The organism is Bacillus sp. ABA4_010 (assembly GCF_056159105.1).
The window spans coordinates 1-15,724 of sequence record NZ_JBSWUN010000001.1; the positions used below are offsets into that span (position 1 = coordinate 1).

Consider the following 15,724-nt stretch of genomic DNA (forward strand, 5'->3'; position numbering starts at 1 on the left):
TTGTTATAATGGAGCGGGTGATGGGAATCGAACCCACGACATCAGCTTGGAAGGCTGAGGTTTTACCATTAAACTACACCCGCATATTCTTTTGAAAAATGGTCGGGAAGACAGGATTCGAACCTGCGACCCCTTGGTCCCAAACCAAGTGCTCTACCAAGCTGAGCTACTCCCCGATATATGGCGCGCCCGACAGGAGTCGAACCCATAACCTTCTGATCCGTAGTCAGACGCTCTATCCAATTGAGCTACGGGCGCGTTTTTTAGCGACTTTACAATCTTATCACTTCTAATTTATAAAGTCAATAGTTTTTTTGGTGCGGCCGAGAGGACTTGAACCTCCACGGGGTTGCCCCCACTAGGCCCTCAACCTAGCGCGTCTGCCGTTCCGCCACGACCGCATGTTAGTCAAGAGTGCGGGTGAAGGGACTTGAACCCCCACGCCTTGCGGCGCCAGATCCTAAGTCTGGTGCGTCTGCCAATTCCGCCACACCCGCATGATATAAATGGTGAGCCATGAAGGACTCGAACCTTCGACCCTCTGATTAAAAGTCAGATGCTCTACCGACTGAGCTAATGGCTCGTAAATGGCTGGGCTAGCTGGATTCGAACCAACGCATGACGGAGTCAAAGTCCGTTGCCTTACCGCTTGGCTATAGCCCATCCTTAAAAATAAATGGCGGTCCCGACGGGACTCGAACCCGCGATCTCCTGCGTGACAGGCAGGCATGTTAACCACTACACCACGGGACCACACATATAAAATAATTTGGTTGCGGGGACAGGATTTGAACCTGCGACCTTCGGGTTATGAGCCCGACGAGCTACCAGACTGCTCCACCCCGCGATAATTTAAAATGGTGGAGGATGACGGGATCGAACCGCCGACCCCCTGCTTGTAAGGCAGGTGCTCTCCCAGCTGAGCTAATCCTCCATAATGCAGATTATTCAATCTGCAAATCGATATGACCCGTACGGGATTCGAACCCGTGTTACCGCCGTGAAAGGGCGGTGTCTTAACCGCTTGACCAACGGGCCGTGGCAGAGAAGAAGGGATTCGAACCCTCGCACCGCGTTAGCGATCTACTCCCTTAGCAGGGGAGCCCCTTGAGCCACTTGGGTACTTCTCTGTATGGCTCCACAGGTAGGACTCGAACCTACGACCGATCGGTTAACAGCCGATTGCTCTACCACTGAGCTACTGTGGAATGACTTGATAAGACTTTTATTATGATACAACAATTTGTCTACATTGTCAATCAGTTTTTTGAAATTCCGTCTTAACAACGACGGCTTTATTAATTTACCATAATAGATCATTTCGAGTCAATATCATTTTTCGATTTTTTTCAAACAACCTTTACATTTCCCGCATACGTATCGTTTCACATCCACTCGCCTGCGCCTTGAATAAATATAACTACACGCTTCACACTCATAATAATGAAACGTTTGCTTTCGAGCATGCTCTTTCACAAGCGGCATACAAAACCTCGGGGCACCGACCTGTTGCATCAACTCTCTAAACTCCCGATCGCTATGTTTGTATCCTCTTCCTTCTATATGAAGGTGATAATGACACAACTCATGTTTAATAATTCCTTCAATCCCTTCTAGTCCTTGTTGTTCATAATACCGTCTGTTCACCTCAATATTGTGAGATGCCAATAAATAACGACCACCTGTTGTACGCAGACGATTATTAAAGTAGGCTCTATGTTCAAACCTTTTCCCAAAATATTTTATAGATATACTTTCAACTAAATGTTGAAGTTGTTCATCATTCAATCCATTCTCCTCCCTAGCGTTAACCTGCCTTTTGAACATGACACACCCTCTCTCCCAATCCATCCAATGCAAAAACCACTTTATTTTTAAGAACATGACTAGCCTAATTCGCATACAATTTTATACTACATCGTGTGAAAAGGGGAGATACAATTATGTCTATGCCCAACTGGCTTCAAAACCAAATGAAACGAGCCTATTACAAAAAAGATCGTTACCAAATTAAAGTATTAAACCAATGCTGGTTTTTTTACAGAAAGAAGCACTGCTCTTAATAAGCAGCGCTTCTTTCTCAAGATAAAAAGACTAAGCGTCCCGTACCATTGAAAGCGATACTCTTCCTTTTTTAACATCCACATCTTCTACCCATACTGTCACTAAATCTCCAACGGATACAACATCTAATGGATTTTTGACATAACTGCGGCTTAATTTAGAAATATGAACTAACCCATCTTGCTTTACACCTATATCTACAAAAACTCCAAAGTCTACTACATTACGAACAGTTCCCTCAAGTTCTAACCCTTTCGATAAATCCTCTAGCTGTAAGATATCTTTTTTAAGCAATGGTGTTGGTAAATCATCACGCGGGTCTCTTCCAGGTTGAATTAAGGCACCAATAATATCTTTAAGAGTTAAGACTCCAACATTTAATTTACGAGCGGTCTCTTCTTTATTCAACTCTTCTAGTTGTTGTTTAAGAGATTCTCCCCCTAAATCTCGGACGGAAAAACCAAGCTCATTTAACAGTTGTTGAACATGAGAATAACTTTCAGGGTGAATACTTGTTCGGTCCAGCGGTTGTTCACCATCTACAATCCGTAAAAATCCGATACATTGCTCATATGTTTTCGCACCTAAACGGGGAATATTTTTTAACTCTTTGCGCGTAGTAAACTTCCCATTTTCCTCTCGGTATTTCACAATATTTTGAGCAACGGTTTTATTAAGACCCGCTACATATTGCAACAGAGAAGCTGAAGCTGTATTTACATTAACCCCAACTTGGTTAACTGCGGTTTCTACCACAAAATGAAGCGATTCACTCAATTTCTTTTGCGAGACATCATGTTGATATTGGCCAACTCCTACAGACTTCGGGTCAATCTTCACCAACTCCGCTAGTGGGTCCTGAAGCCTTCTTGCAATGGACACCGCACTTCTTTCTTCTACTTGTAACTGAGGAAACTCTTCTCTTGCCAGGTCAGAAGCCGAGTACACACTTGCTCCCGCTTCATTGACGATTAAATACAGAATATCTCTATCGACTAACCTTAACGTATCTGCTACAAATTGTTCCGTTTCTCTTGAAGCTGTCCCATTTCCTACAGCCACAATCTCTACTTTATATTGCTTAAGGATTGATAGCATCTTCTCTTGAGCTTCCTTTGCCTTATTAACAGGCGGGTGAGGATAAATAACATCAACAGCAAGCATCTTCCCTGTTTCATCGACTAACGCCAGTTTACATCCTGTACGATAGGCAGGGTCGACCCCCAACACCATTTTTCCTTTTAAAGGAGGCTGAAGCAAAAGATTCTTTAAGTTTTCAGAGAAAATATGAATGGCACGTTCTTCTGCTTTCTCTGATAGCTCCTTTCGAATTTCCCGTTCAACAGAAGGTTCAATTAAACGTTTATACGCTTCCTCCGCAGCCTTCTTTACCCAAACAGCCACAGAAGACGATTCCGTTTTCACAATCTTTTTATGTAAATACTGCACCATCGATTCAGTTGGAGCTATGATAGACACCCTTAAAATGTCTTCCTTTTCTCCTCGATTCATCGCTAAAATACGGTGAGGAACAATCTTTCCAATTGATTCTTCATACTCGTAATACATTTCATAGACATTTTTCTCATCCTTTTCTTTATTTTTCACAACTGAAACGATTTTCCCTTTTCGAAAAGTCTCGCCTCTAATCCATTGACGAAAGACCGGATCATCCGAAATGTTTTCCGCAATAATATCTACTGCTCCCTGAATAGCATCATCTTCGGATAAAACTTTCGCTTCATTCGAAATGAACGTCTGTGCTTTTACGTAAACATCCTCTCCTAAAGGAAACGTCATCATCCATTTCGCAAAGGGTTCTAACCCCTTTTCTTTCGCCACCGTCGCTTTTGTTCGCCTTTTTTGTTTATACGGACGATACAAATCCTCTACTTGTTGAAGTTTCGTTGCTTGGTTGATGTTCTTTTGAAGATCAGGAGTCAGTTTTTGCTGTTCGTCAATCAACCGTATGACTTCTTCTTTACGGTTTTGAAGGTTTAATAAATACGTCCAACTTTCAGATATCGCCCGAATTTGCACTTCATCTAAAGCTCCTGTTTGCTCTTTACGGTAACGGGCGATAAACGGGACTGTATTCCCTCCCTCAAGTAAGGAGATAACACTCTCTATTTTTTTTACATCGATTTTCAATTCATCTGCAGCAGATTTTAATAAAAAATCTCGTTGCTTCATTCCTACAGTCAAACAAACTCCTCCTTCAAACGCTTAATGTTTTCTATTTTACCATTTCCCCTCGCTACTCCAAATCCCTTGTTCATATGTGAAAATGTTCAACAAAAAAACCCGTTAGCATACACGGGTTTGAACTAGCTTGATATCTATGGTTGTAAATAACCAATCACGTACGTAACATCATCCTTCGCTGGAGCTGAAGCGATGGAACGTTGCAGTTCAGATGATAGTCGCTCAATTGAGACAGACCTAGCAAACATCGACTTCACTTCTTTTAATTCCAGTCCATCTGTATGAATTAAAAAGCGAGAATCCGGATGGAACGTAAAAGTCTGCGTTCGAAAGCTCTGTTGAAGTTTCCCTGACAAAAAACCCTTTATAGGCAGCGGATATGTGAGTATACCTTCAGGAGAATACAAATAGAAACGAATATTCCCCACGTTATTATAAGCAAACTCATATGTACGCTTATAAAACTTTAAAATCGCCACAGCCGCTCCCCTTGTATTTCTTACCGCTTCATTGCATTTAACCATCAATTCATCTACACTGTCATCCGCATGTTTTCTCACTGTGTCTGTAATGGAGGAAGAAGCAAGCATTGCGTGCTCTCCACTGCCGAGCCCGTCTGCTACAACACAAAGTAAATAGTCGTCATTTTCTTTAACGTAGAAGCTGTCTCCACAATGGATGTTTCCTTTTTTAGCTTGTTGAAATGTTTCAATTTGCGTCTTAACGGTTTGCCCTTTTTCTGTCACGACATGTACTCCATGCTGGCGGAATCCGCTTGAGCCGCATTCTTCAATTTTTCTAAGGCCCTTCGTTGCAAACGAGACACATGCATTTGAGAAATTCCAAGTTTTTCACCTGTATCTTTTTGACTTAAATTTTCCATAAATGTACAACGGATAATCGCTCGCTCTCGCTCTGTTAAAACATGCAAAATTTTCTCTAGAACTAGACGTTGATCTGTTCTTTCATAACCAACTTCTTTTTCTCCTACCAAATCTAAAATGGTGACCGTACTTCCTTCAGAATCTGCTTCAATCGAATGGTCGACAGATAAAGCTTGATAACTTTGCCCCATTTCCATCGTTTCTAGCACTTCTTCCTCCGTCACTTCTAAAAATTCAGCAATCTCTCGAACTTGAGGTGAACGTTGCAGTTTATTTGTCAACTCTTCAACCGCAGCCTTAATTTTCGGACCAAGTTCCTTAATTCTCCTTGGCACATGCACACTCCACGTTTTGTCTCGCAAAAAGCGTTTAATTTCCCCAATAATTGTCGGAATCGCAAACGATTCGAAATTTCTGCCAAAAGAAACATCATAACGACGAATAGCTCCTAATAACCCAATCATCCCAACTTGAACAATGTCCTCATGCAAAGAACTCCCTTTTGAGTAACGGCGGGCAATAGATTCGACCAAGTTTTTATAGTGAAGAACAAGCCTACTCTGAGCCTGTTCTGATTGATTTAATTGAAATTGCTCGATCAGACTCAAGACCTCTTCTTTAGTTAGTTTCGTAGGTTGAGACTGTATTTCCATCACTCTCCACCTGCTCTCTCTGTAGATACTTTATCATTAACACGGTACTCCCTTGAGATGTCATCATCTTAACATCATCCATTAACGTGTTAATTAAATATAAGCCTAAGCCACCTTCTGGAAGGTGTTCGACTTCCTGTGATGTTTCATAAGGTCCGATCTTTTGCTTTAAACGCTCAAAATCGAAGCTTGCCCCTTGGTCTGCCACCATAATTTCCAACCGATCTTCAAACAGACCAAACCCGATTGTCACTTCACCATCTTTCTCTTTATACGCATGTTGTACAGCATTAGTACATGCTTCACTGAGGGCAATTTTCATGTCTTCAATATCATCATAAGAAAAGCTCATGCGATTGGCTACACCCGACAAGGTCAGCCTAACGATTGCCACATACTCTGGCTTAGCCGGAATTTTCATCTCTACAAAGTCGTACGCTTGTTTCATTTTACGCCACCTTCTATTTGAGAATTTAAATTTAAAATATCCGTTAATCCTGTAATATCAAACAGCCGTTTCAGACGATCAGATACCCCAACAAATTTCAAAGAACCTTCTGTTTTCTTGATTGATTTTAGAAGACCAATGAAAACCCCAAGGCCGGTACTGTCCATATATGAAACTCCCTTAAAATCTACAACAATATGAGGATGATCCTGTTCGGTCATGCTCATTAGTTTCCCCTTTAGCTCTGGTGCTGTATATGCATCTATTTCACCAGCAAGTGCCACATAAACTTGCTGGTCTGTTTGTTGAATGTCTATTTTTAAATTCATGCCATTTCCCCCTCGAACTTTATACTATCTTTTCATTACCCGCCCTTAGATAACTTAAACTAATCTTTTTAAAACGATTAGCGTAAAATCATCCCTTAATTGGAAATTTTGCACTTTTTCTAATTCTTTATAAATGGCCTCAACCAATTCTTGGGCTGATAAGTGCATATACTTTCTTATCAATTCGATGATGTCCTCTCGTTCGAGAAACTGTTCATCAATGCGACATTCTGTAACTCCATCCGTAAGAAGAATGACCATATCATCAGGACAAAGCTCTTTTTCGTACTGAGCATATTTCACATTGCAGTCAATTCCAAGAACCAGCCCTTTCGCTTCTAAATCATAAAATCGGTCTTCTTTAGATGAATAGTAAAATCCAGGTTCATGCCCAGCAGATGCATAGTGAAAAAGATGGAGCGCCGGATCGTATGTGCCATAAAACATTGTAATAAACATACTTGGATCTACGTTTTTTTCCACAATTCGATTCAAATTTTCCAATACATAACTTGGATTTTTTCTTGACTCAGGCAAGCTGTCCATCGCGTACTTAATCATCGACATACACATCGCTGCAGGAATCCCTTTACCAATAACATCTGCAATAGCAATATTCACGCGATCATTTTCATCTTTCACAAAATGATAATAGTCGCCGCTCATTTTCTTAGCTGGTACGCTAATCGCTCCAATGTCTACTGAAGAGACGACCGGCACCGATGTACCGAGCAATTGCTGCTGAACATTGACAGCAACTTCAATCTCCGAATCCAATTCTTTCTGTTTCGTTCTCAAGGTTTGATGTTCTCTTAAAGCTAATCCATAACTAATCATAATTTCTAATAGAAAATCTAACGAATGAAGCACACGTTCCGGAATATCAGGATGAATTTCTTCAATGACTTCTTTATGAATACTCACAATATCCTCTGGTGCTATCTCACTCTCCAAAGACTTCCTACTTAACTTTTGCCCTTGATAAAGCACTTGTTCATTCGGAGTTTGAACGTAACTTTCTAAAATATCTTTATATAACTCCTTCATCTCTTCATGAAAACTCATGATTTATGTCCTCCTAACGGAGCCACTTAATTGCTTTGATTTCTGTCCCTTCCCCTACAGTCGATTCGATTTCAAACTCATCCATTAAGCGTTTCACTCCAGGCAACCCTGCGCCTAATCCACCAGATGTTGTATAGCCGTCTTCCATCACTTTACGAATGTCCGCAATCCCAGGTCCCTCATCAGAAGCAATAATTAGCAGTCCCCGTTTCCCCATACGGTTTATTTTCTCTATACAGACATTCCCTTTGCCAGCGTACAAATAAATATTACGAGCCAACTCAGAAATCGCTGTTGTAATGCGCGCTTGATCTACTGTACCAAACCCTAGTTCTTTTGAGACATTCCGCCCAAGCTGTCTTGCAGCAACAATGTCCCACTCCGTAACAATTTTTACGCAGGATTGAAATTCCATTCTCATTCCCCCAATTCCGCTTGGAGTTTTTCCAAACCTTGTTCTAAATCAAGGGCCGTAAGAACGTCATTTAATCCTATTCCTAACTCAATTAATGTAATCGCTACAGCCGGCTGAATTCCTGTTAGTACTACTTTTGCTCCCATTAAGTTCGACATACTGACGACATCACCTAATACTTTGGCAATAAAAGAGTCAATCATATCAATAGACGTTAAGTCAATTACTACCCCTTTAGCACCTGTTTGGTGAATTTTATTTAATAGGTCTTCTTGAAATTGAATAGCTGTTTGGTCATCCAACTCCCACTGTATAGACACTAATAAATAGTCATGAAGTTTTAAAATAGGTATTCTCATCTTTATTCCTCCACTTCCACAATTTTGCGATTTGTCATCGCCAAAGCATCTTCTATCCCCTTTTTCAACGAATTTTTCGTAATGATTTGATTCAAATTAATCCCAAGATTAACAATTGTCTGGGCGATTTCAGGACGTATACCAACAAGAAGACATTGAGCACCAACTAGGCGAACAGCTTCTGCAGCCTGAATAATATGATGAGCGACCATCGTATCCACGACAGGTACACCGGTAATATCAATTAAAACGACTTGTGAGCGATGCTTTACCACTCCCTGAAGGAGGTTTTCCATTATTTTTTTTGCCCGGTCTGTATCAATTGTTCCAACAAGAGGCATAACGGTGATTTTATCAAAAACCGGGATGAGCGGTGCTGATAACTCTTGCAACGCGACTTTTTGAAGCATAATGGTATTTTCCCAAGAGTTAGAATAAAGGTCAACTAACTTTGTGTGGATAGGAGTCAACCAGCGATCGAATTCAGATACCAATTCCTTGCTGATCATAGTCTCTTTCTCTGTGAAACCTTCAAATACTACTTTACTAATCGTTTGAGCACCGCTTGTTAAATAACTAAGAGGCCACCCTAACCTTACGACGCGCTCTACAAAATCCTCCATCTCTTCCCAAAACGTTTCCGTTGAATGTGCCGCATGGACTAAAATGAGGTTGACGAAATCAGAACTCATATTCATATACACTTGCTCAGATATAATGCTTTTAATCCGTTCGAGTTCATTGGATTCCATCGCTTGTAACCAGTTTTCGAAAATCTCTGCTTTATGGTTTTGAATATAATCACGTAATTGATGATTCATAATTTCCTCCTTTATCATACGGACGTCTCGCTGTTCTGTTTAACTAAAAGTTAATAACAGAAATCACTTCTTTCTCCACTATAAATTTATCCTAGTTTCTTCGTCAAATAAAAAAAGCCGCTCTTGCTCGAGCAGCTTTCTTTATTAATGGCTTATAAGGTTAAAAATCAATCAATCCTAAACTGATTTGGAGTGCTTCATCCACTTTTTCCATCATTTCATCATCAAGATGAGTGATTTTATCAGTTAATCGTTGTTTGTCGATTGTTCTTATTTGTTCAAGTAAAATGACTGAATCCCGTTCGAAACCATATTTTTTTGCATCAATTTCCACATGAGTAGGAAGCTTCGCCTTTTGTATTTGAGCAGTAATGGCTGCTACAATTACCGTCGGGCTAAAGCGATTTCCGATATCATTTTGAATAATGAGTACAGGGCGAACGCCTCCTTGCTCGGAACCCACAACTGGGGATAAATCAGCAAAATACACGTCGCCTCGCTTAACTACCAAACCATTACCCCCCGCTAACTAAGCGTTCTACGGTGTGATCTGCTTCATACTCTGCTAAGAAGGCTTCAGATGCGATGTTTAAATTTATTTTAGCCATTTCCATGTACCCTCTTCTCATCGATTCACGAATCTGGCGCTTTTTTCGCTCCCGAAGATACATCTTTGTCGCTTGATAAATAAATTCACTGCGGTTTCCGTTCTCCTGCTTCACAATCACATCTAACTCTGACAATAGATTTTGTGGTAATCGAACCAAAATTTCTGTAGTTGCGCTCGCTTCAGACACAAACATACACCTCCACCATCAATACACACACCAATAATCTCACCTAAATTTATAATAACACCGATTATGGCTTCTGCAAAGGTCATTCTCTTAATTCCTCAACTATTATCGTCATTTCCAGCCTTCTTTTATGCATGATTCGTCAAAAAAGAATCAAAAATATCACAATGTTGGATTTTATCGACACTTTAAAACAAGTTGGAAGATAGGAGATAGTTTTTCCCATCTGCTACAGCACCATCTCGAATAAAGAGCCGAGGAACCCTATAAGAAATTAAACAAGGCACTTCGTAATTGATGGTATTCATATGGACAGCCACGTCATCAACGGAAATTTCCTTATCTGCCTGTCGTCCAATCAATGTCACTTGTTGCCCCGGCACGTATTCATGCGGAAGTCGAACCATCAGCTGGTCCATACAGACTCTGCCTACAATCGGGACAAATTGTCCACCTACAAGCACTTGAAAATCTTTCATGCCACGAATCCATCCATCTGCATATCCAATCGGAACGGTACCAATCCATTCATCTTGCTTCGCTTTATAAGTCGCCCCGTAACTAATCGTTTCACCCTTTTGGACCTTCTTTACATGAACTATTCGACTATGCAAAGAAAAGGCCTCTTTTAAAGGAAATGGCAACAAAGGTTTGATATCTTCAGAAGGGCTTAAACCGTACATCGCAATGCCAACCCTCACTGTATTACACATCTCTTGAGGGAATCGCAGCAAAGCGGCGCTATTAGCACTATGAATATAGAGCGGGCTCAATCCGCTTACTTTTAACTGTTCAATCCTTTTTTTAAATAAACGGCATTGCTCCATATATTTTTGATTATCCAGTTCATCCGCCGTCGCAAAATGAGTAAAGATGCCCTCTAGCACAATATTGGTATGCTCCTGCAGCAATCGCGCAATCCTTTCCATTTCTTCTGATGAACGAACACCAAGGCGCCCCATTCCCGTATCTATTTTTAAATGAACATATAACGGAGATGACAAATGAGCGCATTGTTTCACCGCTTCTTCCAGCCAATCGACACTATAGATGGTCAAACGCACCCCTGCACGGGACGCCTCCTGTATATAAAGAGGAGAAACTGCACCTAAAACAAGAATAGGGTGACGAATTTCCTTACTCCTTAACGCAATGGCTTCATCCAAAAACGCAACAGCCAGCATATCGGCTCCTTCTTCAATCGCTACTCGCGCTACTTGATCGTCACCATGTCCATAAGCATTTGCCTTGACTACCGCGATAAGATGCTGTTGATCCGGTAAAACCGCCCTAACGGACCGAATGTTATATGCAATATGATCTAAGTTTACTTCCACCCATGTATCACGGTAAAATGAGTCCATTTCTGTATCCACTTCCTTCTTTCCGAGCCATTATAAAGAATATGCCGCGTTTTTAGTATAATACATAGAAAGAAAAATAACAGGCTCAAAAATCACACTTGAGCCTGTCGCCATCCGCCTTATTTAGACATTTGCCCTTCCATTGAACGAGCTACCATGATCATTTCCGCTTGCGTTAAATCATTGGAAGCAACCATGAAGTCGACTCCTTCGTAAGACCATGTTAATGATTGATTAGAAAGAACTCCAATCGCATACCCTAAATCGACAGGTTCACCGTCTACAAACGTAGCAGCAGCCGTCTCCTTGACGAGGGCGCGTTCTTGAATGAGCGTGAAGGTTTTCTCGCCTCCATACGTCAAAATTACCCGTTTGCCACTAGACGTCTTCATTTCTTTTTGTTCAACAAGAGCGGTGCCTTCTGGTGTATTGGTTGGCACTTTAATTTCAAACGGTTGTTCTGTATTTTGAGCAAGTGTTGGTACTTCCATTTGAGCTCCAGTCATATTACGTTTTGTATCAAAAGCCCCTTTGTCGAATTTAGCATTCAACTCCACCTTCGAAAATTCAATTTCAATGACGACATTCGCATCCGTATCCATAATTTTAACAAGGCGAGGCGTTAAATTCTTTTTATCCAATGTAATTTCTTGTTTTGGCAACATCGCACTGTTTTGATAATTCGTTTTCGTTTCAAATACATAGGAATCCTTCTCTGCTTTGAACACTGCTTCCTTGTCGTCTAAAATGTCTTTGGCCAATGACTCATATAAATAAGCTTGACTGCTGTTTTGCGGCCAATCGCTTTGAAAACGGAAGCTTTTATTTAAAGCTGGCGTTAATACAAACACTCCTTCATCATTGCGCAAAATCATTTGACTTTGGTCTTTCGCTGCATTCTTCAAGTTCACACGATAATAAGATGGCTTGCTGTGCCATACTTCAACCTCATAAACTTGAGATTCTTTCCCCGTTTTTAACATCATGTTGGCACTCGCTTTATAACCTGTCATCTCTTCAAGCTTGGCATCTAATGCATTTTTTACGTCTTCCTGGCTTTTCTCTCCGCATCCTGTTATTAAAAAAAGCATAAAAAAGCAACTTAAGAAGCCGCCCAGCACTTTCCTCATTCTCTCAACCCCTTTGCCTCTATTCTTATTGTTGAAGAGTCCATAACGCTCTTCCATCTGCAATATGAATATATGAGACAAGGACTGTGAATATGCAGACTAGCTTGACAGGCTTTCAATAATTACTTGTGCCACTGCGTATTCCTCACTATGAGAAATGGACAAATGAACAGCCGTATGACTATCTGGCGAAGGAATAAACGGCTTACCATACTCACCATACTCGACTTGAATATCTTGAAAGCTTACATGTTCCCCAATTCCGGTTCCTAACGCTTTCGCATAGGCTTCTTTCGCAGCAAACCTGCCCGCTAAAAACTCAATTTTCCGCGGAGAAGATAACTGCTCATAATATATTTTTTCCTTTTCTCCAAGAATACGATCCGCAAACGCTTGCTGCCGCTCGAAAATACGTTCGATTCTCTTAATCTCAACAATATCTATCCCAATTCCTTTAATCAATTTCCCCATTCCTTTCAAAACCCATTATTCGTATTGTACCAATTTCGACCTTTTCTTGCCTTCTGTTTCGGTTATTCCTTATCAACAGTCACGAAAACAGCCTCTAACAAAGAGGCTTTTGCTAACGTATACGAAAGCTAGATTGATCGATCAATTCAATTTCTGGATAAGTCGCTAACTCCTTGCTCAATTGAAACAACGCATCATCTTTTTTCTTCGCTTCAATCATGCAATCTATTTTAGGAATACTCCCTTTTACTTTCGATAAAAATTCCATAAACATCGTTACATCCACATAATCGGCATGCGCACGGAAGTCACGTTCATCCCTCGGACTAGAAATATGCATTTTAATCGGAAGTTCTGATGCGTTCCACGTTCTAGTGATTCGTTCCCAATTCTCCTCCCAGCTGATGCCATCATGATTAGCAAGATGATGATGCAAATCGAATACAAGAGGAATATTGAGTTTCTCACATAAATAAAGGGTATCTTGAATATTGAACGTCGTATCGTCATTTTCGAGCATAATCATGCGTTGAATCGCAGAAGGAACAAATCCCCAGTTATGAATAAATTGCTCCAAAGCTTTCTCTTTATCTTCATAAGCTCCGCCCACATGCATGACGCAACGCTCGGAAAGAGGAATTCCCATCCCTTTTAAAAGAGCAGCGTGAAGTTGCAACGTTTTAATGGAACGTTTTAAAATTTCAACATCTGTGGAGTTTAATAACACAAAATGATCAGGGTGAAAATCCACCCTCATAGGATGCTCCTCTAAATAAGCTTTAATTTCCTGAAAGATACCTTTTAACGGACTCAAGTAATCCCACCCTGCTAGCTCTTCATGATTGGCAAGAGGGATCAAACGAGAGCTGAAACGAAAAAAGTGAATGTCATTCCCCACATTATGTTTAAGAAGGCGCAAACAATTTTCCAAATTGGATATTGCAATTCTCTCCAATTTCCTTATTGCCGCTTCCCTATTTTTCAGCTTGCTAAATTGCGCAAAGGTCATCGTTTGGGAAGGGGAACTATTTTGTAAGTGAACACTCATGGCTACATAGCCTAATCTGACAATGGTCAATTGAGCCACCCCGCTAGTTGAATTATTTCTAGCATGCCCCAAACTCACGTAAATAAAAACAGCACGAAAAAAGCTGTTACCCCATAAAGAGATAACAGCTCATGTAATATTATTTGCTTTTCGCTTGCGGCTTACGTTTTACGTTTACGCCGTTGCTGCGTGGACCTTTTTTACGGAATGAAGCATTATTGCCATCACGATCACGGCCACCACGTCCATCACGGTCGCGTCCACCTCTACGGTTATCTCTTCCACGAGAACCGCCTCTATCACGCTTGCCAACAACTGGCGATTCTGCTGTCAATTGAATAGGCGTTGTATCTGGCTCTTTCGTTAACAACTTAATTGCTGCAGACACGATGGATAAAGAATCATGCTCTTCAAGCAATTCTTCTGCTGCTTGGCGGTAGAATGACAAGTTTTGTGACTGAAGAATATTTGTCAACTTCTCCATCGCAAGGCGTTGTTGGCCTTCTAACGCTTCATCTAAACTTGGCGCTTTCATGCGATCCATTTTACGCTTCGTTGTGTTTTCGATGTTTTTAAGCTGACCCATTTCTCTTGGCGTTACGAATGTCATTGCTACACCCGTTTTACCAGCGCGTCCTGTACGTCCAATACGGTGTACATAGCTTTCTGGATCTTGTGGAACATCAAAGTTGTAAACATGTGTTACACCAGAGATATCTAATCCACGCGCCGCAACATCTGTTGCTACAAGTACATCGATGCTTCCTTCTTTAAATTGACGAAGAACAGACATACGTTTCGCTTGCGTTAAGTCACCGTGGATTCCTTGTGCAGCGTAGCCTCTTACCGTCAACGCTTCAGAAAGCTCATCTACTCGGCGTTTCGTTCTTCCGAATACAATCGCTAATTCTGGAGATTGAATGTCTAACAAACGAGTTAACACATCAAACTTCTTCTTCTCTTGCGTCTCTAAGTAATATTGTTGAATGTTTGGTACTGTTACTTCTTTCGCTTTCACTTTTACGATTTTCGGTTCGCTCATGAAGCGCTCTGCAATACGTTGGATTGGACCTGGCATTGTTGCAGAGAAAAGTAATGTTTGGTGATCTTCTGGTACATTTTCTAAGATTTTTTCAATATCTTCGATAAAGCCCATGTTTAACATTTCATCTGCTTCATCCAATACAACCGTGTTTACATCATTCAAACGCATTGTTTTACGGTTGATGTGGTCAAGTAAACGTCCTGGTGTACCAACAATAATATGCGGTTGTTTCTTTAATGAACGAATTTGACGACCGATGTCTTGGCCTCCGTAGATAGCTAATACACGTGTACGCTTTGTGCGTCCAATTTTGTACAACTCTTCTGATACTTGAATTGCAAGCTCACGTGTCGGAGCGATAACAATCCCTTGAATACGATCTTGTGTCGTATCAATTTTTTCCGTTAATGGAATTCCAAAAGCAGCTGTCTTTCCCGTTCCAGTTTGTGCTTGCCCAATTACGTCTTCTCCTTGAAGCGCAAGTGGAATTGTTTGAGATTGAATCGGAGTTGCCTCTTCAAATCCCATTTCATTAATCGATTTTCTCAACTGTTCACTGATTCCTAAGTCTTTAAATAATGCCAATTTTCCAAACTCCTTCTAGTTTCATCTATTTATCATTCCTA

18 protein-coding genes and 13 tRNA genes are annotated in these 15,724 nt (G+C 40.9%); 1 reads left to right on the forward strand and 30 read right to left on the reverse strand.

What is annotated here, in order from left to right:
* Positions 1–9: 9 nt before the first annotated feature.
* The 14 genes from ACXAEO_RS00005 to ACXAEO_RS00070 form a co-directional block, all read right to left on the reverse strand.
* Positions 10–83: transfer RNA gene (locus ACXAEO_RS00005), tRNA-Gly, on the reverse strand.
* Positions 84–99: 16 nt separating this feature from the next.
* Positions 100–176: transfer RNA gene (locus tag ACXAEO_RS00010), tRNA-Pro, on the reverse strand.
* A 5-nt stretch (positions 177–181) separates the two neighbouring features.
* Positions 182–258: transfer RNA gene (locus tag ACXAEO_RS00015), tRNA-Arg, on the reverse strand.
* A gap of 57 nt (positions 259–315) precedes the next feature.
* Positions 316–401: transfer RNA gene (locus ACXAEO_RS00020), tRNA-Leu, on the reverse strand.
* Positions 402–415: 14 nt separating this feature from the next.
* Positions 416–497: transfer RNA gene (locus ACXAEO_RS00025), tRNA-Leu, on the reverse strand.
* A gap of 10 nt (positions 498–507) precedes the next feature.
* Positions 508–583: transfer RNA gene (locus tag ACXAEO_RS00030), tRNA-Lys, on the reverse strand.
* Positions 584–588: 5 nt separating this feature from the next.
* A tRNA-Gln gene (locus ACXAEO_RS00035) sits at positions 589–663 on the reverse strand.
* A 14-nt stretch (positions 664–677) separates the two neighbouring features.
* A tRNA-Asp gene (locus ACXAEO_RS00040) sits at positions 678–753 on the reverse strand.
* A 17-nt stretch (positions 754–770) separates the two neighbouring features.
* A tRNA-Met gene (locus tag ACXAEO_RS00045) sits at positions 771–847 on the reverse strand.
* A gap of 11 nt (positions 848–858) precedes the next feature.
* Positions 859–934, reverse strand: a tRNA-Val gene (locus tag ACXAEO_RS00050).
* Positions 935–966: 32 nt separating this feature from the next.
* Positions 967–1,038 (reverse strand) — tRNA-Glu (locus ACXAEO_RS00055).
* A gap of 1 nt (position 1,039) precedes the next feature.
* Positions 1,040–1,130: transfer RNA gene (locus tag ACXAEO_RS00060), tRNA-Ser, on the reverse strand.
* Between the two features lie 3 nt (positions 1,131–1,133).
* A tRNA-Asn gene (locus ACXAEO_RS00065) sits at positions 1,134–1,208 on the reverse strand.
* Positions 1,209–1,332: 124 nt separating this feature from the next.
* On the reverse strand, positions 1,333–1,788 hold the full coding sequence (locus ACXAEO_RS00070; RefSeq protein WP_474876623.1) for a SprT family protein: 456 nt from the start codon (positions 1,786–1,788) through the stop codon (positions 1,333–1,335).
* 161 nt (positions 1,789–1,949) lie between these two features.
* Between ACXAEO_RS00070 and cmpA the strand changes: the two genes are divergently transcribed.
* On the forward strand, positions 1,950–2,063 hold the full coding sequence (gene cmpA, locus ACXAEO_RS00075) for a cortex morphogenetic protein CmpA (protein ID WP_474876862.1): 114 nt from the start codon (positions 1,950–1,952) through the stop codon (positions 2,061–2,063).
* Between the two features lie 31 nt (positions 2,064–2,094).
* Here cmpA and ACXAEO_RS00080 read toward each other — a convergent pair whose 3' ends face one another.
* The 16 genes from ACXAEO_RS00080 to cshA all read right to left on the reverse strand — a co-directional run bounded on the left by ACXAEO_RS00080 (position 2,095) and on the right by cshA (position 15,683).
* Positions 2,095–4,257, reverse strand: coding sequence for a Tex family protein (locus ACXAEO_RS00080; protein WP_474876864.1), 2,163 nt, complete (start codon positions 4,255–4,257; stop codon positions 2,095–2,097).
* Positions 4,258–4,403: 146 nt separating this feature from the next.
* Positions 4,404–5,015: a PP2C family serine/threonine-protein phosphatase gene (locus ACXAEO_RS00085; protein ID WP_474876625.1), complete on the reverse strand. Its 612-nt coding sequence runs from the start codon at positions 5,013–5,015 to the stop codon at positions 4,404–4,406.
* A complete protein-coding gene (gene sigB / locus ACXAEO_RS00090) occupies positions 5,012–5,806 on the reverse strand; it encodes an RNA polymerase sigma factor SigB (RefSeq protein WP_474876629.1) in 795 nt (264 codons plus the stop codon). Before sigB ends, ACXAEO_RS00085 begins: the two co-directional genes overlap by 4 nt.
* The gene (gene rsbW, locus ACXAEO_RS00095) at positions 5,772–6,254 is read right to left on the reverse strand and encodes an anti-sigma B factor RsbW (RefSeq protein WP_474876632.1); all 483 of its coding nucleotides are present in this window, start codon (positions 6,252–6,254) and stop codon (positions 5,772–5,774) included. Before rsbW ends, sigB begins: the two co-directional genes overlap by 35 nt.
* Positions 6,251–6,583 carry an anti-sigma factor antagonist gene (locus ACXAEO_RS00100; RefSeq protein ID WP_474876635.1) on the reverse strand — a complete coding sequence of 111 codons (333 nt, stop codon included), beginning with the start codon at positions 6,581–6,583 and terminating at the stop codon, positions 6,251–6,253. The genes rsbW and ACXAEO_RS00100 overlap by 4 nt, the downstream gene beginning before the upstream one ends.
* 54 nt (positions 6,584–6,637) lie before the next feature.
* The gene (locus ACXAEO_RS00105) at positions 6,638–7,648 is read right to left on the reverse strand and encodes a PP2C family protein-serine/threonine phosphatase (RefSeq protein WP_474876639.1); all 1,011 of its coding nucleotides are present in this window, start codon (positions 7,646–7,648) and stop codon (positions 6,638–6,640) included.
* Positions 7,649–7,661: 13 nt separating this feature from the next.
* On the reverse strand, positions 7,662–8,063 hold the full coding sequence (locus ACXAEO_RS00110; RefSeq protein WP_474876641.1) for an anti-sigma regulatory factor: 402 nt from the start codon (positions 8,061–8,063) through the stop codon (positions 7,662–7,664).
* A 2-nt stretch (positions 8,064–8,065) separates the two neighbouring features.
* Positions 8,066–8,422 carry an STAS domain-containing protein gene (locus ACXAEO_RS00115; protein WP_474876644.1) on the reverse strand — a complete coding sequence of 119 codons (357 nt, stop codon included), beginning with the start codon at positions 8,420–8,422 and terminating at the stop codon, positions 8,066–8,068.
* A gap of 2 nt (positions 8,423–8,424) precedes the next feature.
* Positions 8,425–9,243, reverse strand: a complete 819-nt coding sequence (locus ACXAEO_RS00120) for an STAS domain-containing protein (protein ID WP_474876647.1) — start codon at positions 9,241–9,243, stop codon at positions 8,425–8,427.
* A gap of 160 nt (positions 9,244–9,403) precedes the next feature.
* Positions 9,404–9,754, reverse strand: coding sequence for a type II toxin-antitoxin system endoribonuclease NdoA (gene ndoA / locus ACXAEO_RS00125; RefSeq protein WP_474876650.1), 351 nt, complete (start codon positions 9,752–9,754; stop codon positions 9,404–9,406).
* Positions 9,755–9,758: 4 nt separating this feature from the next.
* Complete coding sequence (locus ACXAEO_RS00130) at positions 9,759–10,040, reverse strand: CopG family ribbon-helix-helix protein (protein WP_474876652.1); 282 nt, start codon at positions 10,038–10,040, stop codon at positions 9,759–9,761.
* Between the two features lie 188 nt (positions 10,041–10,228).
* The gene (alr, locus tag ACXAEO_RS00135) at positions 10,229–11,404 is read right to left on the reverse strand and encodes an alanine racemase (RefSeq protein WP_474876654.1); all 1,176 of its coding nucleotides are present in this window, start codon (positions 11,402–11,404) and stop codon (positions 10,229–10,231) included.
* 119 nt (positions 11,405–11,523) lie between these two features.
* Positions 11,524–12,534: a LolA family protein gene (locus tag ACXAEO_RS00140; RefSeq protein WP_474876658.1), complete on the reverse strand. Its 1,011-nt coding sequence runs from the start codon at positions 12,532–12,534 to the stop codon at positions 11,524–11,526.
* Between the two features lie 99 nt (positions 12,535–12,633).
* On the reverse strand, positions 12,634–12,996 hold the full coding sequence (gene acpS / locus ACXAEO_RS00145; RefSeq protein ID WP_474876866.1) for a holo-ACP synthase: 363 nt from the start codon (positions 12,994–12,996) through the stop codon (positions 12,634–12,636).
* Positions 12,997–13,117: 121 nt separating this feature from the next.
* A complete protein-coding gene (gene uvsE, locus ACXAEO_RS00150) occupies positions 13,118–14,083 on the reverse strand; it encodes a UV DNA damage repair endonuclease UvsE (RefSeq protein ID WP_474876662.1) in 966 nt (321 codons plus the stop codon).
* A gap of 109 nt (positions 14,084–14,192) precedes the next feature.
* Entirely contained in the window at positions 14,193–15,683 is a 1,491-nt protein-coding gene (gene cshA, locus ACXAEO_RS00155; protein ID WP_474876665.1) for a degradosome RNA helicase CshA, read from the reverse strand.
* Positions 15,684–15,724 lie beyond the last annotated feature (41 nt).

What these genes read in the sequence shown, in the direction of transcription:
- cmpA (WP_474876862.1), top strand. Translation starts at nt 1,950, where the DNA reads ATGCCCAACTGGCTTCAAAACCAAATGAAACGAGCCTATTACAAAAAA.
- ACXAEO_RS00080 (WP_474876864.1), bottom strand. Translation starts at nt 4,257, where the DNA reads ATGAAGCAACGAGATTTTTTATTAAAATCTGCTGCAGATGAATTGAAA.
- sigB (WP_474876629.1), bottom strand. Translation starts at nt 5,806, where the DNA reads ATGGAAATACAGTCTCAACCTACGAAACTAACTAAAGAAGAGGTCTTG.
- rsbW (WP_474876632.1), bottom strand. Translation starts at nt 6,254, where the DNA reads ATGAAACAAGCGTACGACTTTGTAGAGATGAAAATTCCGGCTAAGCCA.
- ACXAEO_RS00100 (WP_474876635.1), bottom strand. Translation starts at nt 6,583, where the DNA reads ATGAATTTAAAAATAGACATTCAACAAACAGACCAGCAAGTTTATGTG.
- ACXAEO_RS00105 (WP_474876639.1), bottom strand. Translation starts at nt 7,648, where the DNA reads ATGAGTTTTCATGAAGAGATGAAGGAGTTATATAAAGATATTTTAGAA.
- ACXAEO_RS00110 (WP_474876641.1), bottom strand. Translation starts at nt 8,063, where the DNA reads ATGGAATTTCAATCCTGCGTAAAAATTGTTACGGAGTGGGACATTGTT.
- ACXAEO_RS00115 (WP_474876644.1), bottom strand. Translation starts at nt 8,422, where the DNA reads ATGAGAATACCTATTTTAAAACTTCATGACTATTTATTAGTGTCTATA.
- ACXAEO_RS00120 (WP_474876647.1), bottom strand. Translation starts at nt 9,243, where the DNA reads ATGAATCATCAATTACGTGATTATATTCAAAACCATAAAGCAGAGATT.
- alr (WP_474876654.1), bottom strand. Translation starts at nt 11,404, where the DNA reads ATGGACTCATTTTACCGTGATACATGGGTGGAAGTAAACTTAGATCAT.
- ACXAEO_RS00140 (WP_474876658.1), bottom strand. Translation starts at nt 12,534, where the DNA reads ATGAGGAAAGTGCTGGGCGGCTTCTTAAGTTGCTTTTTTATGCTTTTT.